This is a genomic window from Gluconobacter vitians, from assembly GCF_015244565.1.
GTDB classification, from domain to species: Bacteria; Pseudomonadota; Alphaproteobacteria; order Acetobacterales; family Acetobacteraceae; genus Gluconobacter; species Gluconobacter vitians.
Genome location: NZ_JABCQG010000011.1, coordinates 1 through 23,560, shown reverse-complemented (window position 1 = coordinate 23,560; position 23,560 = coordinate 1). Strand labels below are relative to the sequence as shown.

The window sequence follows — 23,560 nt, the reverse complement described above, 5'->3', positions numbered from 1 at the left end:
CGTGAGACCGTGATTAGGCCCCACGTTCCGATTTGTCACGACCTTACCAGATCTTTACGCGCTGATCCGGTGCCAGATAGAGCTTCTGGCCAGGCTTCACACCAAACGCATCATACCAGGCATCGATGTTGTGAGCCGGAATGTTGACGCGGGTGATGGCCGGGGCGTGCTCGTTCGACAGCATCTGCTGACGCAGCGCATCCGGACGATCCTTTTCACGCCAGACCTGGGCCCAGCCGAGGAACACGCGCTGGTCACCGGTCAGACCATGCACGACCGGCGCGGGCTTGCCGTGCAGCGAGTCATGATAGGCCTGCAGACCGAGGTTCAGCCCGCCGGAATCCGCTATGTTCTCGCCCATGGTCATCTTGCCGTTCACATGCGCGCCCGGCAGGACTTCCTGTGCGTCATACTGCGCGCCAAGACGGTCGGCCAGCTTCTGGAAGGCATCCGTCGAAGCCTTGGTCCACCAGTCATTCAGACGGCCATGCTCGTCGTAATGACGGCCCTGATCGTCGAAGCCATGGCTCATTTCGTGACCAATCACGCCACCAATGGCACCGTAATTGACGGCGACATCGCCCTTGGGGTCGAAGAACGGCGGCTGTAGAATTGCAGCCGGGAACACGATCTCGTTCATCGTCGGATCGTTATAGGCGTTCACCGTCTGTGGCGTCATGCCCCACTCGTCACGATCAACAGGCTTGTCGAGCTTGTCCAGATCGTGCTGCCAGTTGAACGCCACGCCACGCACGGCATTGCCGTAGACGTCGCCCTTGCGGATATCGAGCTTGCTGTAATCCCACCACTTCTTCGGATAGCCGACCTGAAGGGCGAAATGGTCCAGCTTGTTCAAAGCCGCCTTGCGGGTCGGCTCGTCCATCCAGGTGTTGTGCTCGAGGCGCTCGTGGAACGACGCCTTCACTTCCTGCACCAGCGACGTGATCTGCGCCTGTGCAGAAGGCGGGAAATAACGTGCGACATATTCGCGGCCCAGAGCCCAGCCCAGAGCGCCATTCGTCACGCGCACGGCGCGCTTCCAGCGCGGGGACTGCTGCGCCACACCCGACAGCGTATGGCTGTTGAAGTCGAAAGACGCATCATAGAACGTGCTGGACAGATAGGCCGCCGCATTGTCGCCGAGATGGAAGGCGAGCCAGGCCCGCAACGTTCCGATATCCGCATTCTTCAGGACCGTCGCCATCGCCTTGATCCCGGCCGGCTCACGCACGTCGATTTTGCGGTTTTCCAGCCCTTCGGCCGGCAGGCCGGCACTGATCAGGAATGCAGACCAGTCAAAGTCCGGCGCAAGCTTCTGAAGCTCGGAAACGGGCATTGGGTTGTAGGTCTTGAGCGGATCACGGGTCTGGTCACGGGGGACTTCGACCTTTGCCAGCGCCGTTTCGAGATCGACGACGGCCTGTGCGTTCTTCTCGGCGTCCGGCCAGCCCTCAAGCGTCAGCATCTTGGCGATATAGGCCTGATAGGCCTTCTTCTTGTCTGCCAGCTTGGGGTTTGTGTAATAGCTCGTGTCCGGCAAACCGAGACCGCCGCCAACACCGATGCTCATGCCCTGATCGAGCATCAGCATGTAGTGCTCGGGGTCCTTCTGGTCCTGCTCCACGCCGATCTGGAATGTCGTGAAAGCCATGGATTTGAGCGAGGAACCGAATGCCGCGGCCAGACCCTTGCCGTCATTGACGTTGCGAATCTTTTCCAGATCGGCAGCGAGCGGCTTGGCGCCCAGACGATCCACGGCCTTCTGGTCCAGGAAGCTGGCGTAATAGGTGCCGATCTTGCCCATGTCGTCCGTCGGCTGGTCAACGGACTTTTTTGCGGCTTCGTCAAGAATGGTCTTCTGACGCGACAGGGACAGCTCGTAGAGGATACGGAACGGGCCGTAGCTGCTCATGTCGCCGGGGATCTTGAGATTCTTGAGATAGGTGCCGTTGGCATACTCGAAGAAATTGTCGCCCGGCTGGACGGCACGGTTCATGCCGGCTTCGTCAAAGCCCCAGCCCGCATTGTATCCTGCAGCCTGCGCACCGGAGACCATCAGCCCTGCTGCCAGGGCAAACAGGCTGGCTCCGTGTTTCAGAGCATGTCGTGACGTAAGAAATCGTTTCACATTAAACCTCATTCCAGAATGGTGCCCCTAGAATGAGGTATAAAATATCATTTCGTCAAAAGGACGGAATGCAAACAGTGCAATCAGCGGTCGTGCCTTGCTTTTCTGGCCTTTGTGCCCGCTCCGTCAGGCGTGACCTCAGCCGCAACTGTGTAGTCAAACACGACAACCTTCTCGAGATACGGAGCCGCAAATTCCTTGAAAGCTTCATGGGCCGGATCAAAGAATGCAGAATCCGTAACGACCGGCTTGCCGACATAGTAGTTGCGGTCGCCTTCCGAACGGAACGTCACGAGGAACGCCTGCTGCAGACCGGCATCGGCCCCTTCCCCGCTGCTCTGGAACCCGGTTTCAATGCTGGCGACGACCTGCTTTCCATCCATACGGCGGCTGTCCTGCACCAGATGCAGGAAACGGCCGGAGACTTCGGCACGCTGGGCGGTCGTTGAGTCCTTGGTGTAGCGGAACATCACCATGTGCCGGACCGGCCCGACATCCCAGTCAGGCGCCGTGAACTGTGCGTAGCCGACCTGCTTGGCAAGCTGCTGGGCGGACAGGGTGGCCGGGCTGACCGTATCGGTCTTGACCGGCCCGGATGAGGCGATTGGAAGCGAATAGGGATCCGCTTTTGCGGCCGGAAACTGATACAGCCCGACGGCACAGACCGCCAGGGTAGCCCCATAGACGGCACGACGGGAGAAAAGGGCGGAAACGGTCATCTCGATCTCCGGACGCAGGGTAGGAAAACTGTTGCCTTTCATGGCACAACCGCCCTGTTCCGTCTCCTTTTTTCAGTATCCCAATGTTTCGTTTGCGGACTCAGGCCTCCACGGCCTTCTGGAAGACCTTCCGGCGCCACTGCATCAGACGATAGACAACATTCGCGGCCAGCTTCTGCCAGCGCGAATGCGGCGTGAAACCGATGGTCTTGAAGATCATCGCCGTCACCCGGTCGATATGCTTGGGCTTGTAGAACCCCATGGCCTTGGACATGTAGGCAGCAATGCAGCGCTGGTGATCGTAAGCCATGCCCGGCGGCTCGTTGGTCGTGTGATAGGCCGAGGCCAGTTCGTCGTCCTCGCTCTCGGTCACGCGGCCCAGCGCAATCCGCGTCCGGGCCCAGACACCGAGCTTCTCACGCTTCAGGTAACGGCGCATGTGATCGTAGAACAGCTTGAAATGCCGGTATTCGTCGGCCGCGATCTGCTTGCAGATGGCCTTGAGCAGCGGCTCGTCCGTCGCATCCGCCAGAGCCGTATAAAACGACGACGTGCCAGTCTCGACCATACAGCGCGCAATCAGCTCGCCTGTGCGGGAGCCCCGGATCGAGGCATCCACATCGGCATCGATCTTGTAAGACGCGCGATAACGGTCGAACGCCTTTTCATAATTCCAGGACGGATCGGCCAGCATGGCCCAGCGACCAAGCGCATCCCCGTGCTGCACTTCCTCGACGGCCCAGTTCTCGGCCGCCTTGCTGAAATCCGGATCGCCCACGAAGACGCGACGGAGATACTGGGCGTAGTCGAGACCGTTCTTTTCCACCACGGAAGCGGCCTTCACGAGGGGGATGATCTCGGGATCGACGCGGGAAGGATCAAAGGAGTTCCAGTCCATCTGATCGATATGCCAGTGTTTCATTCTGCGACCTCGTCCGTTTTCCGGCTCATCAAGAGTGACGATGAGATGACACGATGGGACAATTTTGGGTAGGTGTGATGCAGCAACCCTTGGAGATTGATCCGTGACGGCCACCACCACGACCAAGCCAGACGTCCGCCACGACTGGACCCGCGACGAAGTCGAAGCCCTTATCAGCCTGCCTTTTCCGGAGCTGATGTACCGCGCGCAAACCCTACACCGGCGGTACTTTGACCCCACGAAAGTGCAGATTTCCACGCTTCTTTCGATCAAGACGGGCGGCTGCCCGGAAGACTGCGCCTATTGTCCGCAGAGCGCGCTGCACGAAAAAAGCGTCAAGGCCCAGCGCCTGATGGCCGTGGAGTCCGTCATGAAGGAAGCACGGGCTGCCAAGAAGGCTGGTGCGGGCCGATTCTGCATGGGGGCCGCCTGGCGCACGCCAAAGGATCATGACCTCGACACTGTCTGCGAGATGATTGAGGGCGTGAAGTCCCTCGGACTGGAAACCTGCGTGACCCTCGGGATGCTCGACGCGCAGCAGACCGAGCGTCTCAAGACTGCGGGGCTGGACTACTACAACCACAACCTCGACACGTCCGAAGAGTTCTACGGCTCCATCATTTCCACCCGCACCTATCAGGAACGTCTCGACACGCTCTCGAACGTGCGCGACGCGGGCATCAATGTCTGCTGCGGCGGAATCGTGGGCATGGGCGAGGATCTGTCCGACCGTGCCGGCCTGCTCATGACGCTCGCCAACCTGCCCAAGCATCCCGAGAGCGTGCCGATCAACCTGCTCGTCCGCGTCGAAGGCACCCCACTGGGTGAGGCCGAAGCCGTCGATCCGATCACCTTCGTTCGCATCATCGCCACGGCCCGCATCATGATGCCGGAAAGCCATGTCCGCCTCGCCGCAGGCCGCGAGAACATGACCGACGAAGCCCATGCGCTGTGCTTCCTGGCCGGTGCGAACTCGATCTTCTGCGGCGAAAAGCTCCTGACCACGCCGAACCCGGCCGAACACCGTGACCGGCAGCTCCTGTCCGCGCTTGGCATGTCGCCCATGGTGCAGTCCGAAGCCGAGATGGGCACGATGCGCCCGGCCGTGACGGAAGACGCTGTCTGCGAGATGGCCGTCTCCTGATCCTTGGCCCACGTCTGAAAGGGGAAGCGTTCGAAAGGGCGCTTCCCCTTTTTTATCCTTGGCCTTTGCCCGCTTCTTCCCTAAACCCACGCCCTTTGCCCAAACCGGAAGAAAGCAGAACCAATGACGGCGCCCGGACACAACCAGACCAAAATCCGCGTCGGAATTGATTTCGGCACCACCAACAGCGTGGTCGTCATCGCCGATGAAAACGGCAACACGCACCCTGCCCGCTTCGTCTTTACGGACCACGCCACCAGCGAAACCTGCCGCACGCTGCTCTGCCTTTGGATGGATCAGGACGGACGACGCCGCGTCATGAAGGATGCGATCGGGCTGGACGCCATCGAGGCCTATCTGGACGATCCGGCCGAAAGCCGCCTCATCATGTCCATGAAAACCTACCTCGCGCAGGGATCTTTTCGTGAAACGCGGGTTTTCAGCAGCGTCATGACGCTTGAAGCCCTGATTGCGCGCTTTCTGACGTCGCTCATGGACAAGGCCGGGCTGAATCCGGGCGATGTGAGTGCCACAATCGGCCGTCCCGTGCGCTTTGCAGGCGAACTGGCCGATGATTCGCTCGGTGTGGCCCGTCTGCGCGAGAGCTTTCTGGAGGCAGGCTTTCTCGAGCCCAATATCGTCCTCGAACCCGAGGGCGCAGGCTGGCGCTTCATGCAGCGCCTCGATAAGCCTGCCACCGTTCTCGTCGGCGATTTCGGCGGCGGTACCAGCGATTTCTCGATCATGCGTTTTGATCCGCATGGAAGCCAGCGTGTCACAACGCTGGGCCATTCGGGTGTCGGCATCGCCGGCGACCAGTTCGACTACCGCATCATCAGCCATGCCGTTGCTCCGGCACTGGGACGCGATGCGACCTATCGCGTCATGGGTGGTCAGCCCCTGCCCGTCCCTGCCGAATGGTTCGCAAGCCTCGGCCGCTGGCATCGCCTGTCGCTGATGCGCACGCCGCAGACCCTGCGCGACATTGCCGACGTGGCCAAAACATCCTCCGAGCCGGAAAAGCTGCGCAGCCTGCTGCGACTGATCGAGGATCAGGAAGGCCAGAACCTCTATCGCGCGGTCGGTCAGGCCAAAAGTGACCTGTCGCGTCAGGACAGCACCATCCTGCGCTTCATTCACCGCGATCTGAAGATCGAAGAAACCATCACCCGCGCAGATTTCGAAAGCTGGATTGCGCCTGATCTGGAACGTCTGGATGACGCCATCGAAGACGCCATGCGTCAGACCGGGCTTGGGCCAGACGATATCGACCGGGTCTTCCTGACCGGGGGCACATCTTTCGTTCCCGCCGTCCGCAACCTGTTCGACCGCCGTTTTGGTGCCGAGCGTGTCGATGGCGGATCAGAGTTTGTGTCCGTTGCCGAAGGACTGGCCCTGATCGAGCGCGAACGTCATCTGGCCTGAAAGCCTTGTGGGCCTTTCCCTGCAGGTCATCATACCGTGCAGGTCGAGAGACAAATCCATGATGTCCTGCCCCGGAACTCCGGAATAACGGCGCAAATCCAGCATTCGAAATTATACTTTTTTATTTAGTGAAGAAAATTCCGGATTATGTGATTGGGAATTTTCTTCATTCCGGACTTTATCTTTCTTTGAAAGACCAGAAACGCGCGGCTACGCCTTTTGGCCGCTTCGTTTTCGTCTACTATATTTAGAGTAATTCGCCATAATTATTATGAACGCAGGAAAGAATACCAGAAATGTCTCGTAAATGTTTTTTAAAAGTCTTCCTGCAGATCAATATTCTTTCGGCCATCGCCATTACTCCCCTGACAGTTCATGCTCAGGACACGACCCAGACAACCCAGCAGCCCGCTCCGGGTACGGCTGTCCGGCAGCTTCCGTCCACGACACCCGGCATGTCTCACCCGGCCGCACGGACGCAGCATGCACGTGCCGCCCATCCCCCCGCACCATCTGCGGACCATCTCGGGGCAATCTTTGATACGGAAAGCATCTCCTCCCTCCTCAACCGCAATGACGACGCCCTGCGCCGCAGTGACCTGACAGCCGGTTATTACGTACCGGCAGAAGCCTTCGGTCATATCGCACCCCAGCTCTCGCCTTATCGGAACTGGCTGGCAGAGCGCGGTTTCAGCTTCGAGTTCTCCTACAAGGGAGAAGCCATGGCCAATGTTGGCGGCGGCATCAGCAAGGGCATGTCCTACGCCCATGAACTGACGTTCAACACACGCTGGGATCTGGGTCGGCTGCTGGGGCTGGATGGCTGGATCCTGCACGCGGTGATGATGGAACGTGCCGGTCGCGAAGTCTCCTACGACCATGTTGGCGAGCACCACATCCTGCTGAGTGAAGTCTACAGTCTTTCCGGACATGCGGCGGCCCATCTGGCGGACATCTATCTTGAGAAATCGTTTTTTAACAACCGCATCAACATCAATATCGGCCGCATCACGCTGACGCATACCTATGCGACCTCCGTGCTGCTCTGCACCTTCATGGTGCAATGCTCCGCGCCTCCTGCCATCAAGGCCGACGAAGGCTGGAGCGTTTATCCGAAAGCCAACTGGGGCGGCACGCTGCGTATCAAACCCACACGTGACCTGACCCTGCGAACAGGCGTCTATCGGGTCGGCGCGCTGACGGAAAATCCCAGCGGCTGGGCCTGGGGCAGTGAACACTCAACCGGTGTCATGCTTCCAATCGAACTGACCTGGGAGCCCTTTATCGGTCCAGACAACCTTCCGGGCCATTACAAGCTCGGCTTTGCGCATGACACGTCGCCTTATGCGGATCGCCTCGGCACCATTCCGGCGATGTTTGCGAAGGACGTGATCCACGACGCCAACAAACCGCGCGACACGTTCTATATCGAAGTGGACCAGATGGTATATCGGAAGGGCGGACAGCACCAGATGGCGGGCGGCTACATCCTCGCCGGCTATGTGCACAATACGCCCAGCGTCTCGACATTCTCGGATCAGGTCTATGTCGGAGCATCGCTGCTGGGCATCATTCCCCGCCGGCCGTTCGACCGTTTCGGTGTGATGTATTCCTATTATCAGATGAGCCCGGCCATCACGGTCGGTCAGCGTCTGAGACAGCTTGCGGGCATGTCCATGGGGGCCTTCGTCAACGGCCCGCAGACCCATTCGGCCATTCTGGAAGCCTATTACGGTGTCCCCATCCGTCCCGGTCTCGTGCTGCAGCCGGAGTTCGAATACATGATGCGCCCCGGCCAGACCTCCGTCATTCCGAATGCAACACTGGTCGGCCTGAAGGTTCTTGGAAACCTGTAAGACAAGATCACTGATAACAGATCCGTTACTTGTGAATTAACATGAATGTTATTCTTTGACAGTAGAATTACCGGTTCGTGATTTGGATATGCTTTCCCCTTTACATAATCTGAAGGCAGCTACTGATACCTGATAAGGAATTCTCACATGAAAACGGTGCTCGCTTCTTTCTTCATCCTCGGACTTCTCGGCGGAACGGCCGTCGCTCAGGATCCGAAAGTCGAAAACGCCGTTGTCAGCGCACCCTCAGAAGGAAAGCCCCAGGTTACGCAGGCCGCAGACACCCGGAACAGCGAGGCCTGCAATCAGGTCTGGGTCAACACGGCAACCCATGTTTACCATGTACAGGGCAGCTTCTGGTACGGCGCCACTTCACATGGAACCTATATGTGCGAAGACGAAGCCAAGCGGACAGGAAATACCCGCGGCCAGTTCTGAGTTTTACTTGAGGAGAAGGCGTCAGAACCCGTGCAATCCGGGTTTGACGCCTTTTCTTTTTCAGTCGCCGGCCCCGAGGCCTGACTGATCGGCAGGCGTGCCACGCACCTGCACCGTAACCTTGGCCGGGACTGATCCGGGCGCAGGAGCATCTCCTGCAGCACCCCCATTTTCCCCAGCCTGTTTCACAGCCACCTGCTTGCTGATCTGTTCCTCCTGCCGGAGTGCGGTGGCCTGCGGAAGGTGCCCTGCCGCCTCGGCAGCATCGGCCGCGAGTGTGAGCGCCCGGCGCATTCCACGATAATCCAGCGCATCCCGACGGCTCTTCACCACTGACAGCGCTCCGCTATAGGCCAGTTCCGGCTGCCTCCGAAGCAGGTTCAGGCGGGCCGTCAGTTCCTGCTGATCGACTGTCGCGCTGTTTGTATGAAATCCCGCCAGATCGTTCACACGCCGGGCCAGAACCGTGTCCTGTTTCAGGTCCGCTGCGATCAGCCCTGACAGGTAAAGCGCCCGTTCGCGGATTCCCATATCTGGAGACTGAAGAGCGCGCTCCACGGCCTGCGACGCGAATACCGTGTCATGAAGCCGGTAAAGCGCGGCCGCACGGATCACGGCCAGATCGGACGTATCGGAGAAACTGTGCAGACTAAGCGCGGCTTCGGTCGTGCTCAGGCTCTGCAGGGCCTTGCGGGGCTGATCCTGCGCCAGCAGGACGGTCGCCAGATTGAAACCGGCCTCATGGATACCCGCAGCATCATCGCGCATCAGCGCACGATCCATGGCCGTCCGGTACTGAGCCTCGGCCTGCGAGGCCTGACCGATTTCATACACGCTTTTGCCCGTATCCATGGCGTCTTCGTAAGGCTGGTCCGGCTTCGGAGCCTTCGTCGCAGTCGAAGACGAGCAGCCAGCAAGCGTCAGGACCATCAGGGCGGAGCATCCCAGGAGAACCTGCCTCATGGCCGCACCGCCTGCGCCGGCAGTCGACGCGAGGGCTCCTGTTTCGATCCGCCACCACCCAGCAGCCAGAGCCCCCGCAACTGATCCGTCAGCTTGCGCAGACTGCTCGCACTGGCCTCCGCCTGCGCCAGCAGGGCCGGAAGCTGTGCGGTGGCCGTATTGGTATGAGCGATAGTCTGCTGGACCTGCGGCATGCTCTGACGCAGACTTGCCGTCGCGGCCCTGGCATTGGCCATCGTGCCATCAGCCTTGGTCATGATTCCTCCGGCCTGTTTTTCAATGGGTCTGAGATCCGCAATAACAGTATCGAGATGCGCCAGCGCAGCATTGGCCTTGTCGAGCACGTCATCCTTCACCAGCAATCCGCCAATCGTTCCCTGTCCTTTTCGCATGTCTGTCAGCATGTCGTTGACCTGCGCCGTAATGAGCTGGACGTTGTTCATGGCCGGTACGAGCTTGTTGCGCAGATCCGTGACGGTCTGGGTGATCACATCCGCCGGATTGGCCTCCACCGTGGCTTGTAGAACGGCATAGTCCCAGTCCAGTGGCTTGCCCTTGCCGCGACCCAGTTCAATGTAACTTGCTCCTGCTACGATCAGGCGGTGACGGATAATGGCCGTGCTGTCCTGCCGGATAAAGGGCACGAACTGCGGGTCCAGATAGCCTTCCGCATACATCCGGCCCGTTTCATTGAGCTTGAGACGACGGATTTCACCGGCATGGACGCCCATGACCTCGATGTCATTTCCGATCGCCAGTCCCGCCACACCGCTTTCAGGCAGCACGAAATGCAGTTTCTTTTCCGGCGTCAGCCACTGGCGCAGGAAACCGGCTTCCACGACGGCCACCGAGAACAGGACGATCGCGGCAAGGACAAGCAGCCCGACCCATTCATCCGCATAGCGGTTCTGAAAGAGCGGACGGGCGGTCTCGGTCTGGCGTACGCGAAACATCAGGAACCTCGCATCGAAAACAGTCCGTCATCATAAAGGCGCAGGCGGATGGTGGCATCGGACGCATAATCCCCCCACCCGCTTTCATCCGGAGCCATCCAGACCACCGCACATCCGCGGTCCCGCAGATTGGTCACGAGAGACAGGAACGCCTCCATCAGACTGACGGACGCCCCCTCCATCGGGTGCTCCAGCAGCAGGAGCGCAGGTTCGCCCAGCATGGACCGGACACAGGCCGCACGCTGCCGATCCATGGACGACAGGCGGTTTGGCGGAACGACTGGCAGGCCTGGAAGACCAAGCCTCACGGCCAGATGCACCGCTTGGGCCTGAAGCTTCTCGATCGGTGTGCGGGTATGGTGCAACTGTGGCCACAGGATGTTCATATGCGTCCCGTACAGGTCCACCCAGCCGCCCGTCATGACCACACGGCCGATCCGGCCCCGCAGCGCGTTGCTACGCCGTTCGTCCAGATCGGCCCAGTCGAGCCCCATGCAGCGGATATGCCCGTCATCAAGCGGGATCAGCCCGACGCACATATCGGCAAACAGGGCCGCCTGCCCCATGTCCCGGCACTCGATCAGGGCACATTCCCCCGAATTGAGACGCAGATTATAGCGGCTGGAGACCAGCCCGCTTTCATCAAAGCGCGGCCGCGCATCCAGAAGCTCCAGACGGGCATCGAGCGAATTCGGAAAGACGTCGTCAGGTTCAGCCATCGAAACACACACTGAAGACGACGTTGATGGCCATAATGGACAGCATTCCGCGCGCAAATCCGCGGGGCATCATGCTCGACAGATCATCTTCTGTCGTCACGTCCATGCCCGACAGGCACGAGCAGACGCCCACGGCGTAACCGCTGAAGATGAATTTGGCCGGGATCACGATATAATCGATCGGCTTCACGCTGCTGACGACCTGATCCAGAAATGCCCAGATCGGCATCGTGATCGCATCCTCGACGCGGCAGACCGCATACCCCACAAGGAGTGCGGTCGCGCTGAAGATGATGCCAAGCGTAAAGCCGCTGATCGTCATGGCCAGGCTGCGTGGCACCAGAAAGGAAATGAACGGATCAATGCCCATCCCGGTCATGGACCGCATCTGCCCGCCCGTCGTCAGCGTCCCGAGTTCGGTCAGCATCAGCATCCCGGAGCGTCCCAGCAGGATCACCCCCACCAGAACCGGCGCGATCTCACGCACCAGCACCGTGGACAGAATGGAGCCCGTCATCTGCGCCATGCCCGCAAAGCCGAGCCAGTAAACGGTCTGCGCCACGATACCGAACCCCGTCAGCGCCGCCGTCACCAGCGTGCTCAGGATCCCGCCGCCAACAGCCTGATGCAGGGAGGTCCAGAACTCGATCCGGACCGTCCGCCGCCAGGTCGTCAGCCGGGTAGCCTCACGCATGATGCCCCAGCCGGCACCGATCATCATGAGCGTGAAGCGCATCTGCGTGCGGGAGAAATATCCCAGATGCACCAGCATGCTCCGGACCATCGTAATCCGGTCGAAATTGCGCAGCATTTTCATCGACGGCCCGCCAGAATGAAGCTGCGGGTGATCCCGCTATTGGGAAGGTAGAACATGCCCCGGGCACGGAAGAGGAAATGTTCACGCAGGATCATATAGGCCTGTTCGGAGACCTGGATCGTGCCCGCATCCGGCGCGCTGCCGGTCAGGAGTTCAGCGCCGTTGAGCGCATCGCCCCAGATGTTGAAGACCGAAGGCGACTCTCCGAGTTCGGAGGCCATGACCGATCCCACATCCATGCCAATCCGGAAGACGGGGTCGAGATCCGCCGCGGCCAGCGAGGACAGGCAGGCCTCGCGGATCGAGACTGCTGCGTCCGCCAGCCGGACGGCAGCGGACGGGTCCGGCGTCTGCGAGCAGCCACCCACGAGAACAAGACGGTTGCTCACCACCTGAACGGAGAACAGTCCGCTGTCGCGCGCGATTTTCTGGATCTCCAGACTGAGCGCGCGGATGACGTTCATGGCGCGCGCGATGCTGTCGCGGTCCGGCGCATAGGGGTCCACGAAGGAGATGACCATGACCGGCACCTGCGGATACACGCCCGCCGCCACCGGTTCTCCGGCCGTTGTATCCGACGGGGCCAGCAGAAAGCCTTCGTCAAAGCGCGTATCGTGCTTTTCCGCCGGAACCGTAAGACCCGTCTTGCTGTCTTCCGCGGCCCCGTCGAACGGTTTGGCAAAGCGCAGGGCCACGATGGACGCCACGATGGCAATGATATGTTCCATCGTCTCCGGCTGGCCTGGATCTTCCAGTACGATCGCGCCGACCGTTTTATGCGCGTTGCGGACCGGCTGGAACAGCAGCGTATTGGCGCCTACGGCCCTCATGATGACGCGCTGGAAGTTCTGTGTCCGCTCGTCCTGCGACGCATCCGCGATCGAGAGGGTATGGCCCTCTTCCAGAGCCTCGAACAGCTTGCCATTTTCACGCTGACTGATTTCGACGCCGGTGCTGTGCACGTCACGCGCGGGATCAAAGGCATCCTCGCAGAGCAGGCGGTCGCCATCGGGCAGCAGTCGCCACAGACTGGCACGCCGCGCGCTGGTCCGGGCCGTCAGGGCTTCGGTCAGGATCGGCACTTCATGCGCGGGATCGAACAGGTCCGGCGTGCTGGCGATTTCAAGCAGCGAGGCATTCTCTGCCCTGACCTGGTCCCGTCCGCGCTGGAGCCGCTTGCGCAGACGCTCCACATGTCGCCCCTGCGCAACAAGTGCGAGCGCCAGAATGGACGCCAGTCCGACCACCAGCAGCGAAAATCCGATATTCTGCCGCCGCGCGGTCTGTGCGAAATCGGCAAAATCGCTCTCCGGGGCATTCAGCAGCAGCACCCAGTGCCGGTGCACGAAGGGCAGTTCGGAGGCAATGGTGACGTAATTCCTGCCCCGCGCCTGCACCACGCCCGTGCCCGGTCCCTTGATGCGGAAGCGGTTGAGCGCATGGATAAAGACCGGCTGCGTCTTGGGATCGAGGAACACATTCCCCGGATCGAAAGTCTTCGGGTCCTGCCCCTCCGCAACATTGTGCCCGGCAATGATCTGGCCGTGCATGTCCACGATCACGGCCTGCCCGCTCCGCCCGACCTGAAGCTTGTTGAGGAAGGACGTCAGCTGGTTCAGCGAAATGTTGATCGCAAAGACCGATTTGTGCCCGTCATGTCCATCGAAGGCGAGCGAGGCCGTGATGATGAACTGATGGGTCGAAATATAGGCATAGGGATCGGTCCAGTGGAGCTGCCGCTCCGGGTCGTTCTGATGCTTGACGGCTTTTGCGAACCACGGACGGGTGACGACATTGTAGCCTTCCGCCGGGTCCGAACTTTCACCCGTAACGTTGCCGTCCTTGTCCGTATAGACGTGATGATAGACCTGCTTGCCGTCATCGGTCTGAAAATGGGTCTGCTCGAACCCGTCCTGACCGTGGCGCGTAATCATCCAGAACTGGCCCTGATCATTCGCAATATAGAAGCTGTCCACCTGAGGCGTGTGCGTCAGGATGGAGCGGCCATAGAGCATGAACGTGTCAGGCGTGGCATTCGTCAGCGGATCGCGGAACATGTCCTGTGCGATCAGGGCGCCGATGGAGGCCGGGGCGAGATAGTCGCTGACTTCCTGTGTCACATAGCGCTGCTGGCTGCGCAGAAGGTCGTTGGAAAGCGAAATCACGCCCGTGCGGGTCGTCTGGTAGTTGTGAAGGCTGATGCCCGTAATCGCGGCGATGACCAGAAGCACGCCCACGAGCGGACCCAGGATCTGAAAGATCCGGCGGCGGTCGCTGGCAGGGCTCTGGGTGGGGTCCACGATTTCTGCGGCTGACAACGTCTTCTCTCTCCGGACAGGCACGGGGTCGCGGAACAGGGCCGTACTACCGCGATACGGCAATATCCCCCGAGTACTGCCAGACTGCAACCCGCAGCCATGGTCCGAAACAGAGGCTTACATCAGAAACCCATCATTTCTACATGATCTGCCCAACCGACTTTTAAGCATACTGGTCCGACACGGATATGGCGGCCCGCAGATTTCGCCGTTATGGTCAGGCAGTTTTCCAACATGGTGGTTTTGCTGGAAACCGTCGAAACTGCGGTATCATACATGCATGGATCTCTCTCCCACCGCGCCGTCCTGTCTTTTACGGGGTCGGACCGGACCAGCTTTCTTCAGGGCCTCATCACGAATGACGTCCAGGATCTGACGCCCGCGACGGCGGTCTGGAGTGCGCTGCTCACGCCGCAGGGACGCTGGCTGAGCGAGTTCTTTTTGTATGAAGCGCAGGACCGGATCCTGATGGACTGCGCGGCAGATCATGCCGACATGCTCGTCAAACGCCTGTCACGCTTTCGCCTGCGTGCGGATGTGCAGATCGAGAGGACGGATCTGCGCGTTATAACCGGAGCGGACAGCCACTCCGTGCCACCGGATGCACTCAGCAGCGCGCCCGATCCGCGCTGTGAGGGTGCAGGCTGGCGGGCCATCGTGTCCGGAACGGATCAGAGCGGTGAGACACCATCCGCGTTTCTGGAACGCCGCCTCCTGCTCGGCCTGCCCGACGTCATGGATTTCGAGAGCGAGCAGACGCTGGCGCTCGAAGCCGACATGGACCTCCTGCGCGGCGTATCCTGGAAAAAGGGCTGCTATATGGGGCAGGAACTGACCGCCCGCACCCATTACCGCGGCCTCGTCAAGCGCCGCCTGCTGCCGGTTGTCCTGTCGGAGGGCACGTTCCCCGACGAAGGTGGTGTCATCGTTTCCGGCGAGCGTGAAGTGGGCGACATCCGCTCCCGCAGCGGAAACCGGGCGCTCGCCATGCTGCGCCGGGAGGCCTGGTCCTCGCCGGACCTGACGTGCAATGGACAGCCGCTTTCTGTAGCGTGGCCCGTCTGGTTTCCCGAGGAGATGCGTTCGTGACCTATGTTCCCCCCGCCCCGTCCGTTGTCGATGACATCATCGCGCAGGTGAAGTTCGACGCGAACGGCCTGATTTCCGCGCTCGCGCAGGCGCCGGACGGCGTGGTGCTGATGCTCGCCTGGATGAATGCGGACGCCCTGCGCGAGACACTTCTGACGGGTCGCGTGTGCTACTGGTCCCGCAGCCGCCAGAAACTGTGGCGCAAAGGCGAGACCTCGGGTCAGCAGCAGAAGCTTATCGAAGCCCGGCTCGACTGCGACATGGACGCCGTTCTCATGATCGTCGACCAGACCGGCGTGGCCTGCCATACCGGTCGGCGGAGCTGTTTCTATCACGGGGTGACGCCGGACGGGCTGCGCGACACCTCGCAGCCCGAAATCAGCGCCGAAGAGCTTTACGGCCGCTGATCAGCCGCAGACGGCGCGGTCCAGCCCGGCACGAGGAACGTGGCCGGGCAGCCGTTCTGATCGTCCGGTGAGGACAGGTAAGCCCCTTCATACGGGAAGCGCGAGAGCTTCTTCGGGTCCAGCGTGAACCAGAGCTGTGTCAGCACCATCTGGCCGTTATGGGCCGGTTCGCAGCGGACCTGAAGAACCCGGCTGTCCCGGACGTTCATCAGACGCGCGAAGGTGGCCAGCATGTCATCTCGATTGACCTGAAATCCTGCCTGCTGTGCCAGCCATAGCCCGAAAGCCGAGGCCGCAAACCGGTCCCGCATTTCCATGGACGTGATAAAGAAGCGGTCCGCATCATAGCCGAAGCAGCGCGCATGCTTGGTGTATTCATGCATGTAAAGCGGCTTCTTCAGATGCGGCATAACACCCCGGAGCGCCTCGACCGTTGTCGGCAGAAGCTGCGGCGGGGTGTCGTTGTGATCATAGAGATCACAGCCCTTGGACCACCATTCCTGCACCGGCACGCCCTGTGCTTCCAGAGCATGTGGCTCGGACGCCCAAAGTCCGTGCAGACCGATCGAGATGCGATGCGTCTGGTCCCATTCACATCCGCCGCCCGTGGCACAGAAACCCGGCTGCCAGGTCAGGGCCAGCGTGTCATGCCGGAAATCGGTATGGGCTGTGGGCGTGATCGAAGGCCCGGTTGGAGCCTGCGAGACACAGCCCCCCAGCAGGAAAAGAGCGACAAGAACGGAACGCTTCACGCGGAAAGCCCTTTGGCATGGTGGGTCAGATGGTCCGCGATGAAACTCTGCACGAACCAGTAGGAATGGTCATACGCGGCATGGCGACGGAGTTCGAGAGACTGTTTGCCTTCTCTGGCCGCTTCCTCCAGCGCATCCGGGCACAGATCGGCCAGATACTGGTCCATCAGCCCCTGATCCACGAGAATGGTGGACGGATGCGTATGCCCCGAGCGCAACAGGAGCGTCGGGTCGCAGCTCTGCCATTTCGCCGGATCGCCGCCGAAATACGCGTCGAACGCTTTCTGCCCCCAGGGTACGATGCTCGGATGGCAAATCGGCGCGAAAGCCGAGACGGTCCTCCAGCGATCGGGATATTTCAGCGCCTGAAGCAGCGCCCCCATCCCGCCCATGGAATGCCCCATGATGCCGCGCCGGGCACCATCCAGCGGATAAAGCCGTTCTGTCAGCGCAGGCAGTTCCTCGCCGACATAGGTCTCCATCCGGTAGTGATGGCTCCAGGGTTCGGACGTGGCATCAATATAGAAGCCCGCGCCCGATCCAAGATCATAACTGTCGTCCTCACCTTTTGTCCCCGTATGGCGCGGGGACGTATCGGGAGCCACCAGTGCGATGCCATGCTCGGCGGCAAAGCGGATGGCATTGGCCTTGATGAGGAACGTCTCCTGCGTGGCCGTCAGTCCGGCCAGCAGATGAATGACGGGGACTTTCTGCCCCGCCAGAGCCTCTTTCGGGAGGAAGATGCCGAACGTCGCGGGAACGCCGAGCGCCTGCGAATTGTGCCGGACAAACCGCAGGGAGCCGTCGAAACAGGCGTGATGCGCCAGAACTTCGATGTCGGACATGCTTAGTACTCCACGACGGTGCGAATGCTCTCACCGCGGCTCATCATATCGAAGCCCAGATTGATATCCGCGAGCTTGAGCTTGTGGGTGATGAGATCGTCGATATCGATCCGGCCTTCCATGTACCACTCCACGATCTTCGGCACATCGGTTCGTCCGCGCGCGCCCCCGAACGCCGAGCCGATCCAGCGGCGTCCCGTAACAAGCTGGAACGGCCGCGTGCTGATTTCCTGTCCTGCCCCGGCTACACCAATAACGCAGGACACACCCCAGCCACGATGCGCACTCTCCAGCGCCTGACGCATCAGCGTCGTGTTGCCGACACACTCAAATGTGTAGTCCGCGCCACCGCCCGTCATCTCGATCAGATGGCCGACAAGGTCGCCATCCGGTCCGAGATCCTTCGGGTTCACGAAGTCGGTCATGCCGAACTTGCGGGCCATGGCCTCGCGGCCCGGATTGATGTCGATGCCGATGATCCGGTTCGCCCCGACCATTTTGGCACCCTGAATGACATTGAGCCCGATGCCACCCAGCCCGAACACCGCAACGGTCGATCCCGGCTCGACCTTGGCCGTGAACAGCACGGCGCCAATGCCGGTCGTCACACCGCAACCGATATAGCAGACCTTGTCGAACGGCGCGTCGGGCCGGATTTTTGCCAGTGAGATTTCCGGCAGGACCGTGAAGTTCGCGAAAGTGGAGCAGCCCATATAGTGATGAATCGGCTGCCCTTTATAAGAGAAGCGGGACGTGCCGTCCGGCATCACGCCCTTGCCCTGCGTGCTGCGGATTGCCGTACACAGATTGGTCTTGCGTGACAGGCAGGACGGACATTCCCGGCACTCGGGCGTATAGAGCGGTATGACGTGATCGCCGGGCTTGAGATGCTTCACCCCGGCGCCGACCTCCCGGACGATGCCTGCACCCTCATGCCCGAGAATGGCCGGAAACAGGCCCTCGGGGTCCTGACCGGAGAGCGTGTACTTATCGGTATGGCACAGTCCGGTCGCCATGATCTCGACCAGTACCTCCCCGTCATGCGGGCCTTCGAGCTGAACCGTGTCGATTTCCAGCGGCCTGCCGGCCTCGAACGCAATGGCTGCGGTCACGTCCATAACATCAATCTCCTCTCAAAAGTGCAGACACTGTGTCGTATGGGACAGGCGCGCGGCAAGAGGCGGTTCTGATCGCTGCAAAAGAAAGTAAAGTGACAGACACCCTTTGGTGTTGGCCCCCGGCAGACTTCACAGCTAGGCTTTGAATGGACTTTTCCATCCATCCGAGGAGACAGCCGTTTGATCGTCAACCGTCCGCATGGACTGGCCATTCTGTTCCGGGAATCCCTGCCGCCCCTGATCATCCTGACGCTGTGGGACTTCGTCGTGGTTGTCCTGTTCCAGATCTACCATCAGGACTGGATGGAACAGCCGTCGCTCCCGATTTCCCTGATGGGTTCGGCGCTCGCAATCTTCCTCAGCATGCGCAACAACGCAGCCTATAACCGCTGGTGGGAAGGCCGGACTCTGTGGGGTGCGATCACCAATAACTGCCGCTCCTTCGGTCGTGAAGCCGCAACCCTTCTGGGAGGACGTCCGGATCTGGCCCGCGCCATGGCAGCCTATCCGCATGTCCTGCGCGCGGCGCTGAGGGGCGATCCGCCCAATGAGGACACGAAAAGGCTACTGACGCCTGAGATGTATGAGAAGGTCTTTTCCTGCTCGAACACGGCGAACATGCTGCTCTATCAGATCGGTCTGGGTGTCCGGGACGAGGTCGAACTTAAGGGAATCGATGGTGCCGTCCATGGCACGGTGGACCGTATCCTGTCCGACATCGCCAATGCGCAGGGCGGACTGGAGCGGATCAAGAACACGCCCCTGCCCGCGCAGTATTCCATGCTGCCGGAAATCGCGACGCATCTGTTCTGCATCATCCTGCCGCTTTCGGCCGTGCAGACGCTCGGCTGGATCACGCCACTGGGCTCCAGCATCATCGGCATGCTGTTCCAGATGCTCGATCGCAGCGGCCGTGACCTTCAGGAACCGTTCAAGCAGAGCGTCCACGCCCTGCCCATGCTGACGATGGCACGGACGATCGAACGTGACCTGCTGCAGCCGATCGGCGATACCCCGCCCGAGCCCATCCAGGCCATCCACGGCGTTCAGCCCTGACGCCACGAAGGCCCCAGGGCGGCCTGTCTTGCGAACGGGCAAGACAGGAGAGGGTTTTTCTGCTATAACCTGCGGCTATGAACACGTTCAAAAGCCCCCAGAAGGGCGGCATGACCGATGAAATGGCTCGTGTCGCAGCCAACAACACTGCCCGTCAGACCGACCCGGACCAGGATACGGACCCGTTCCGCGAAGGTGACTCCATTGTTTACGCTGCCCATGGTGTCGGGCGCGTGGACAAGATCGGCATGGTCGATGTCGCCGATACCGTGATCGAGATGATCCAGATCTCGTTCCCCGGCAACCAGATGACGCTCCGCATCCCGCTGGCGAAGGCCCGCAAGGCCGGCCTGCGCAAGATCGTCACGCGCGACATCGTTGACAAGGCAATGACCGTCATCAAGGGCAAGCCGCATGTCAGCAAGGGCATGTGGGCCCGCCGTGCCGTGGCCTATCAGGAAAAGATCAACTCCGGTGATCTGATCCAGATTGCCGAGGTTCTGCGTGATCTGCGCCGCAACGTGGACAGCCTCGATGGCAGCTTCTCCGAGCGCAAGCTGTTCGAAGCGGCACAGGAACGTTTCGTCGCTGAAGTCGCCGTGCTCGAAAACGTCGATCCGGCGCAGGTGCTCGAAAACCTGACCAAGACCATGAAGGCCGCCTGAAGCGCGGCCAAGGGCACGGTTTGAAAAGCCTGCACTTCTCCAATATGGATCAGGATGTGGTTTTCTTCGCATCCCGGATGGGGTCTTCCGCGTTGGCGACACGGAAGACCTTTTTCACGATGCGTTTCACGATGCGTTTTCAGTCACGGTTTCAAACCTGCATTCACAAGGAGAGGTGAGGCCACATGCCTGCCCCTTACAAAGACCGTTTCGCCGGCAAGAAAGTCCTCGTCACCGGGGCATCCCAGGGAATTGGAGAAGCGACCGCGCTTCGTTTTGCCCAAGAAGGCGCGCAGGTCGCCCTCAACGGCCGCAAGGAAGACAAGCTGATCGCGGTCCGCGACAAGCTGCCCAAGGTCTCTGGCGGAGAGCACCCGATCGCCACGGGTGACATTTCCAAGGAAGAGGACGTCAAGCGCCTGGTTGCCGAGAGCATCAAGGCCATGGGTGGTCTGGACGTGCTCGTCTGCAATGCAGGCTATCAGATTGCTTCACCGTCCGAGGACATCGAGCTCGAAGACTTCGAAGGTGTGATGGCCGTCAATGTGACCGGCGTGATGCTCCCCTGCCGTGAAGTCATCCGGTACTGGCTGGAGAACGGCATCAAGGGCACGATCATCGTGAACTCTTCCGTTCACCAGATCATCCCCAAGCCGCATTATCTGGGCTATTCCGCCTCCAAAGGTGCCGTCGGCAACATCGTGCGTACGCTGGCGCTCGAATATGCCAGCCGTGGCATCCGCGTGAATGCCGTGGCCCCGGGTGCCATCGTGACGCCGATCAACATGTCCTGGGTCAACGATCCCGAGCAGTACAAGGCTGTCTCAGGCCATATCCCGATGAAGCGTCCGGGTGAGAGCCGCGAGATTGCGGATGCCGTCACGTTCCTCGCCGCTGAAGACAGCACCTACATCACGGGCCAGACCCTGTATGTGGATGGCGGTCTGACGCTTTATGGCGATTTTGAAAAGAACTGGTCTTCGTAACCCATATGGCCCCTTCCCTTATCGTTCTGCTGATCGAAGACGACTTCCTTATTCGAACCTGTCTGGCGGAATTTCTGCTGGATAGTGGCCTGACAGTAAGGGAAGCGGACAATTGCGCCGAGGCCCGTGCCATCATCGGCGCGGAGTGCCGGCTGGATGCGCTTGTGGCCGACATGACCCTGCCGGACAGGGACGGCATGAGCCTTGTCCATCCGGCCCGCGAGCGCTGGCCCGATCTTCCGGTCATCTATATCAGCGGCCATGGCGACCTGCGACGTGACGAGACATCCGGCGATCCTGCACGGGACCGTTTCATCTCGAAGCCTTATACGCTAGCAAGCATCCTGGAGGCCCTGAAAGACATGACATCGGCGGCCTCGGACTAGGAGATCCGTATGTCTGCCAGTCTGGACAGACCAGCCCTCGATGATCCGGCACCTGCGACCGGACCGGAACAGAGCAGCCCGGCCGACCGTCTGGCCCAGGCGCAGGACGCCCTGACCCGCAAAGACCCAGAGCAGGCCCTTGCTCTTGCCGGCCCTGCTCCGGAAGAAGGTCTGGACATTCCTGCGCTCCATTATGTCCGCGCCCGCGCCCTGTTTCATCTTCACCGTTACGAGGACTGTGCGGAGCAGCTTGAGAAGGCCAGCATCAATGCCGGCCCGCATGCTGTTTCCCTGCTGCTGGACGAAGCCGTGGCCATGCGTCGGCGGGACGACCTGCTTCCGCTGCTGGAGATCTGCCGCAGACGCAAACCGGATGATGTACGTCTGCTGGATGCCGAAGCGACCGTACTGATCCAGATCGGCCGGTTCGATCAGGCCGAACTCCTCCTGCGCAAGAGCCTGCAGTGCCGTCCGGACAACCGCACCACGCTCAACCTGCTTGCCCTTCTTCTGACGGAAACAGGGCGCTTCGACAGTGCTCTCTCCGTCATGAATGATCTGTGTGAAGGCGACCCGGATGACTGGGAACCGATCTGCAACATGGCCTGTATCCTCAGCAGCCTGGGGCGGATGGAGGAAGCAGCCAATCTGTACCGGCAGGCGGTCCCGATGGCCCCGAAAGACCCCCGTCTGCGACTGAACCATTCGATTACCATGCTCAAGAGCGGCCGTATGGCACAAGGCTGGGCTGAACATGAATGGCGTTTCGGTCTGCCGGGCCATACCAGCATGCCGCTGGACCGGCTCCTGCCCAATATTTCCCCATCGCTGGACCTAGAAGGCAAGCGCGTCCTCGTCACGCAGGAGGAGGGTCTGGGCGATACGCTGATGTATCTGCGCTACATCCCGCCCCTCGCCCGGACAGGCGCTATCGTCCATATCTGGGGCACCGAGACACTGGCGGCGATCTGCGAACGTGTCGCCGGGGTTGCAGAAGTTCAGTTTGGTGGCGAGACGCCGGAATACGACTATCACTGCCCGTTCATCAGCCTGCCCCGCGCTTTTTCCGGCACGCCGGACGCGATGGGCGCCCCCGTCCCCTATCTCAGTGCGGACCGTCGGAAAGCCGAGATATGGCGTCAGCGCCTGCAGGATGATCACAAATTCAGGGTCGGTCTGGTCTGGGCCGGGGCAGCGCGGCCTGAAGATACGGCGGCGCTCATGGTGGACCGCCAGCGTTCCATGCCGCTTTCCGCCCTCGCCCCTCTGGCCGACATTGAAGGTGCAAGTTTCTATTCCCTGCAGAAAGATCGCCCGGCCGAGCAGATCCCTGATTTTCCGGGCGAGCTGATCAATTTCATGCCCGAATGTCGCACCATGGACGACACGGCGGCGCTGATGGTGAACCTCGACATCATCGTCTCGGTGGATACATCAGCCGTTCATCTGGCGGGCGGACTGGGCAAGCCTGTTATTATGATGGATCGCGTCAATAACTGCTGGCGCTGGCTTCACGGGCGCGATGATACGCCCTGGTATCCACAGATGACGATCATCCGCCAGACCCGTTTCGGGGACTGGTCGGACGTCGTGAAGCGCGTGAAACGGCGCCTCGAAGACGCCGTTGCCGCATACTAGGGCCTGTTAGGGCTTGATCCAGTCTGCTGCGGCAGCGATGTGGATGACCGCGAGGAACGACGTTGCTGTTTTTTCGTATCTGGTCGCGACTGCACGCCACTCCTGGAGGCGCGCCCAGAGGTTCTCGACCATGTGCCGACACCGATAGGCCCATTTGGGGCAGGCAACAGGTGCATCGCGTCGTTTCGCGGGAATGGCCGGTCGGGCTCCCATGTC

At 60.7% G+C, this 23,560-nt stretch carries 24 protein-coding genes; 11 read left to right on the top strand and 13 right to left on the bottom strand.

The genetic code is table 11. The features are described 5' to 3' along the window. Positions 1–43: 43 nt before the first annotated feature. The 3 genes from HKD24_RS09520 to HKD24_RS09510 form a co-directional block, all read right to left on the bottom strand. Positions 44–2,128, bottom strand: coding sequence for a M13 family metallopeptidase (locus tag HKD24_RS09520; RefSeq protein ID WP_407646364.1), 2,085 nt, complete (start codon positions 2,126–2,128; stop codon positions 44–46). 83 nt (positions 2,129–2,211) lie between these two features. Further along, entirely contained in the window at positions 2,212–2,847 is a 636-nt protein-coding gene (locus HKD24_RS09515) for a Dabb family protein (RefSeq protein ID WP_194260087.1), read from the bottom strand. A gap of 100 nt (positions 2,848–2,947) precedes the next feature. After that, the gene (locus tag HKD24_RS09510) at positions 2,948–3,769 is read right to left on the bottom strand and encodes an acyl-ACP desaturase (RefSeq protein ID WP_194260086.1); all 822 of its coding nucleotides are present in this window, start codon (positions 3,767–3,769) and stop codon (positions 2,948–2,950) included. Between the two features lie 103 nt (positions 3,770–3,872). Here HKD24_RS09510 and bioB point away from each other — a divergent pair, with 103 nt between their 5' ends. The 4 genes from bioB to HKD24_RS09490 all read left to right on the top strand — a co-directional run bounded on the left by bioB (position 3,873) and on the right by HKD24_RS09490 (position 8,632). Beyond that, positions 3,873–4,913, top strand: a complete 1,041-nt coding sequence (gene bioB / locus HKD24_RS09505; protein WP_194260085.1) for a biotin synthase BioB — start codon at positions 3,873–3,875, stop codon at positions 4,911–4,913. A 123-nt stretch (positions 4,914–5,036) separates the two neighbouring features. Then, positions 5,037–6,338, top strand: a complete 1,302-nt coding sequence (locus tag HKD24_RS09500; protein WP_194260084.1) for an Hsp70 family protein — start codon at positions 5,037–5,039, stop codon at positions 6,336–6,338. A 296-nt stretch (positions 6,339–6,634) separates the two neighbouring features. Beyond that, entirely contained in the window at positions 6,635–8,194 is a 1,560-nt protein-coding gene (locus HKD24_RS09495) for a carbohydrate porin (RefSeq protein WP_194260083.1), read from the top strand. Positions 8,195–8,341: 147 nt separating this feature from the next. Then, on the top strand, positions 8,342–8,632 hold the full coding sequence (locus HKD24_RS09490; protein WP_194260082.1) for a hypothetical protein: 291 nt from the start codon (positions 8,342–8,344) through the stop codon (positions 8,630–8,632). Positions 8,633–8,692: 60 nt separating this feature from the next. On the opposite strand, the gene HKD24_RS09485 is transcribed toward HKD24_RS09490, so the two are convergent. The 6 genes from HKD24_RS09485 to HKD24_RS09460 all read right to left on the bottom strand — a co-directional run bounded on the left by HKD24_RS09485 (position 8,693) and on the right by HKD24_RS09460 (position 14,680). Continuing rightward, entirely contained in the window at positions 8,693–9,595 is a 903-nt protein-coding gene (locus HKD24_RS09485; protein ID WP_194260081.1) for a hypothetical protein, read from the bottom strand. Continuing rightward, a complete protein-coding gene (locus HKD24_RS09480) occupies positions 9,592–10,548 on the bottom strand; it encodes an MlaD family protein (protein WP_194260080.1) in 957 nt (318 codons plus the stop codon). Before HKD24_RS09480 ends, HKD24_RS09485 begins: the two co-directional genes overlap by 4 nt. Further along, positions 10,548–11,267, bottom strand: a complete 720-nt coding sequence (locus HKD24_RS09475) for a P-loop NTPase family protein (RefSeq protein ID WP_194260079.1) — start codon at positions 11,265–11,267, stop codon at positions 10,548–10,550. The genes HKD24_RS09480 and HKD24_RS09475 overlap by 1 nt, the downstream gene beginning before the upstream one ends. Continuing rightward, complete coding sequence (locus tag HKD24_RS09470) at positions 11,260–12,084, bottom strand: MlaE family ABC transporter permease (protein ID WP_194260078.1); 825 nt, start codon at positions 12,082–12,084, stop codon at positions 11,260–11,262. Before HKD24_RS09470 ends, HKD24_RS09475 begins: the two co-directional genes overlap by 8 nt. Next, positions 12,081–14,402, bottom strand: coding sequence for a cache domain-containing protein (locus tag HKD24_RS09465; RefSeq protein WP_194260077.1), 2,322 nt, complete (start codon positions 14,400–14,402; stop codon positions 12,081–12,083). The genes HKD24_RS09470 and HKD24_RS09465 overlap by 4 nt, the downstream gene beginning before the upstream one ends. A 122-nt stretch (positions 14,403–14,524) precedes the next feature. After that, positions 14,525–14,680, bottom strand: coding sequence for a hypothetical protein (locus HKD24_RS09460; RefSeq protein WP_194260076.1), 156 nt, complete (start codon positions 14,678–14,680; stop codon positions 14,525–14,527). Here HKD24_RS09460 and ygfZ point away from each other — a divergent pair. Further along, positions 14,679–15,491, top strand: coding sequence for a CAF17-like 4Fe-4S cluster assembly/insertion protein YgfZ (ygfZ, locus tag HKD24_RS09455; RefSeq protein ID WP_194260075.1), 813 nt, complete (start codon positions 14,679–14,681; stop codon positions 15,489–15,491). The two genes, HKD24_RS09460 and ygfZ, sit on opposite strands and share 2 nt — an antisense overlap. After that, entirely contained in the window at positions 15,488–15,898 is a 411-nt protein-coding gene (gene hisI, locus HKD24_RS09450; protein WP_194260074.1) for a phosphoribosyl-AMP cyclohydrolase, read from the top strand. Before ygfZ ends, hisI begins: the two co-directional genes overlap by 4 nt. Here hisI and HKD24_RS09445 read toward each other — a convergent pair. From HKD24_RS09445 to HKD24_RS09435, 3 genes are read right to left on the bottom strand one after another with little or no spacing between them, the layout of a single operon-like run. After that, positions 15,886–16,650, bottom strand: coding sequence for a ribonuclease T2 family protein (locus tag HKD24_RS09445; protein ID WP_194260073.1), 765 nt, complete (start codon positions 16,648–16,650; stop codon positions 15,886–15,888). The two genes, hisI and HKD24_RS09445, sit on opposite strands and share 13 nt — an antisense overlap. After that, entirely contained in the window at positions 16,647–17,495 is an 849-nt protein-coding gene (gene fghA / locus HKD24_RS09440) for an S-formylglutathione hydrolase (protein WP_228124300.1), read from the bottom strand. Before fghA ends, HKD24_RS09445 begins: the two co-directional genes overlap by 4 nt. Positions 17,496–17,497: 2 nt before the next feature. Further along, the gene (locus HKD24_RS09435; RefSeq protein ID WP_194260072.1) at positions 17,498–18,613 is read right to left on the bottom strand and encodes an S-(hydroxymethyl)glutathione dehydrogenase/class III alcohol dehydrogenase; all 1,116 of its coding nucleotides are present in this window, start codon (positions 18,611–18,613) and stop codon (positions 17,498–17,500) included. A 180-nt stretch (positions 18,614–18,793) separates the two neighbouring features. Here HKD24_RS09435 and HKD24_RS09430 point away from each other — a divergent pair, with 180 nt between their 5' ends. From HKD24_RS09430 to HKD24_RS09410, 5 genes are all read left to right on the top strand, one after another. Next, on the top strand, positions 18,794–19,669 hold the full coding sequence (locus HKD24_RS09430) for a bestrophin family protein (RefSeq protein ID WP_194260071.1): 876 nt from the start codon (positions 18,794–18,796) through the stop codon (positions 19,667–19,669). A gap of 77 nt (positions 19,670–19,746) precedes the next feature. Beyond that, positions 19,747–20,334 (top strand): CarD family transcriptional regulator, encoded by a 588-nt coding sequence (locus HKD24_RS09425; protein ID WP_194260070.1) that lies wholly within the window; start codon positions 19,747–19,749, stop codon positions 20,332–20,334. A gap of 185 nt (positions 20,335–20,519) precedes the next feature. Continuing rightward, entirely contained in the window at positions 20,520–21,320 is an 801-nt protein-coding gene (locus HKD24_RS09420) for an SDR family NAD(P)-dependent oxidoreductase (RefSeq protein WP_194260069.1), read from the top strand. A gap of 5 nt (positions 21,321–21,325) precedes the next feature. After that, entirely contained in the window at positions 21,326–21,706 is a 381-nt protein-coding gene (locus HKD24_RS09415; protein ID WP_194260068.1) for a response regulator, read from the top strand. A gap of 9 nt (positions 21,707–21,715) precedes the next feature. Further along, the gene (locus tag HKD24_RS09410; RefSeq protein WP_194260067.1) at positions 21,716–23,344 is read left to right on the top strand and encodes a tetratricopeptide repeat protein; all 1,629 of its coding nucleotides are present in this window, start codon (positions 21,716–21,718) and stop codon (positions 23,342–23,344) included. A 6-nt stretch (positions 23,345–23,350) separates the two neighbouring features. On the opposite strand, the gene HKD24_RS09405 is transcribed toward HKD24_RS09410, so the two are convergent. Next, positions 23,351–23,560, bottom strand: a 210-nt coding sequence (locus HKD24_RS09405) for a transposase (protein ID WP_194260066.1), incomplete at its 5' end; no start/stop codon positions are given.

Bases quoted from the DNA above. Each gene is read 5' to 3' on its own strand.
- HKD24_RS09470 (WP_194260078.1), bottom strand. From the start codon at position 12,084: ATGAAAATGCTGCGCAATTTCGACCGGATTACGATGGTCCGGAGCATG.
- HKD24_RS09410 (WP_194260067.1), top strand. From the start codon at position 21,716: ATGTCTGCCAGTCTGGACAGACCAGCCCTCGATGATCCGGCACCTGCG.
- HKD24_RS09460 (WP_194260076.1), bottom strand. From the start codon at position 14,680: ATGTATGATACCGCAGTTTCGACGGTTTCCAGCAAAACCACCATGTTG.
- ygfZ (WP_194260075.1), top strand. From the start codon at position 14,679: ATGCATGGATCTCTCTCCCACCGCGCCGTCCTGTCTTTTACGGGGTCG.
- HKD24_RS09515 (WP_194260087.1), bottom strand. From the start codon at position 2,847: ATGACCGTTTCCGCCCTTTTCTCCCGTCGTGCCGTCTATGGGGCTACC.
- HKD24_RS09425 (WP_194260070.1), top strand. From the start codon at position 19,747: ATGAACACGTTCAAAAGCCCCCAGAAGGGCGGCATGACCGATGAAATG.
- HKD24_RS09500 (WP_194260084.1), top strand. From the start codon at position 5,037: ATGACGGCGCCCGGACACAACCAGACCAAAATCCGCGTCGGAATTGAT.
- HKD24_RS09420 (WP_194260069.1), top strand. From the start codon at position 20,520: ATGCCTGCCCCTTACAAAGACCGTTTCGCCGGCAAGAAAGTCCTCGTC.
- HKD24_RS09480 (WP_194260080.1), bottom strand. From the start codon at position 10,548: ATGTTTCGCGTACGCCAGACCGAGACCGCCCGTCCGCTCTTTCAGAAC.
- HKD24_RS09495 (WP_194260083.1), top strand. From the start codon at position 6,635: ATGTCTCGTAAATGTTTTTTAAAAGTCTTCCTGCAGATCAATATTCTT.
- HKD24_RS09510 (WP_194260086.1), bottom strand. From the start codon at position 3,769: ATGAAACACTGGCATATCGATCAGATGGACTGGAACTCCTTTGATCCT.
- HKD24_RS09475 (WP_194260079.1), bottom strand. From the start codon at position 11,267: ATGGCTGAACCTGACGACGTCTTTCCGAATTCGCTCGATGCCCGTCTG.
- fghA (WP_228124300.1), bottom strand. From the start codon at position 17,495: ATGTCCGACATCGAAGTTCTGGCGCATCACGCCTGTTTCGACGGCTCC.
- HKD24_RS09435 (WP_194260072.1), bottom strand. From the start codon at position 18,613: ATGGACGTGACCGCAGCCATTGCGTTCGAGGCCGGCAGGCCGCTGGAA.
- HKD24_RS09485 (WP_194260081.1), bottom strand. From the start codon at position 9,595: ATGAGGCAGGTTCTCCTGGGATGCTCCGCCCTGATGGTCCTGACGCTT.
- HKD24_RS09490 (WP_194260082.1), top strand. From the start codon at position 8,342: ATGAAAACGGTGCTCGCTTCTTTCTTCATCCTCGGACTTCTCGGCGGA.
- HKD24_RS09415 (WP_194260068.1), top strand. From the start codon at position 21,326: ATGGCCCCTTCCCTTATCGTTCTGCTGATCGAAGACGACTTCCTTATT.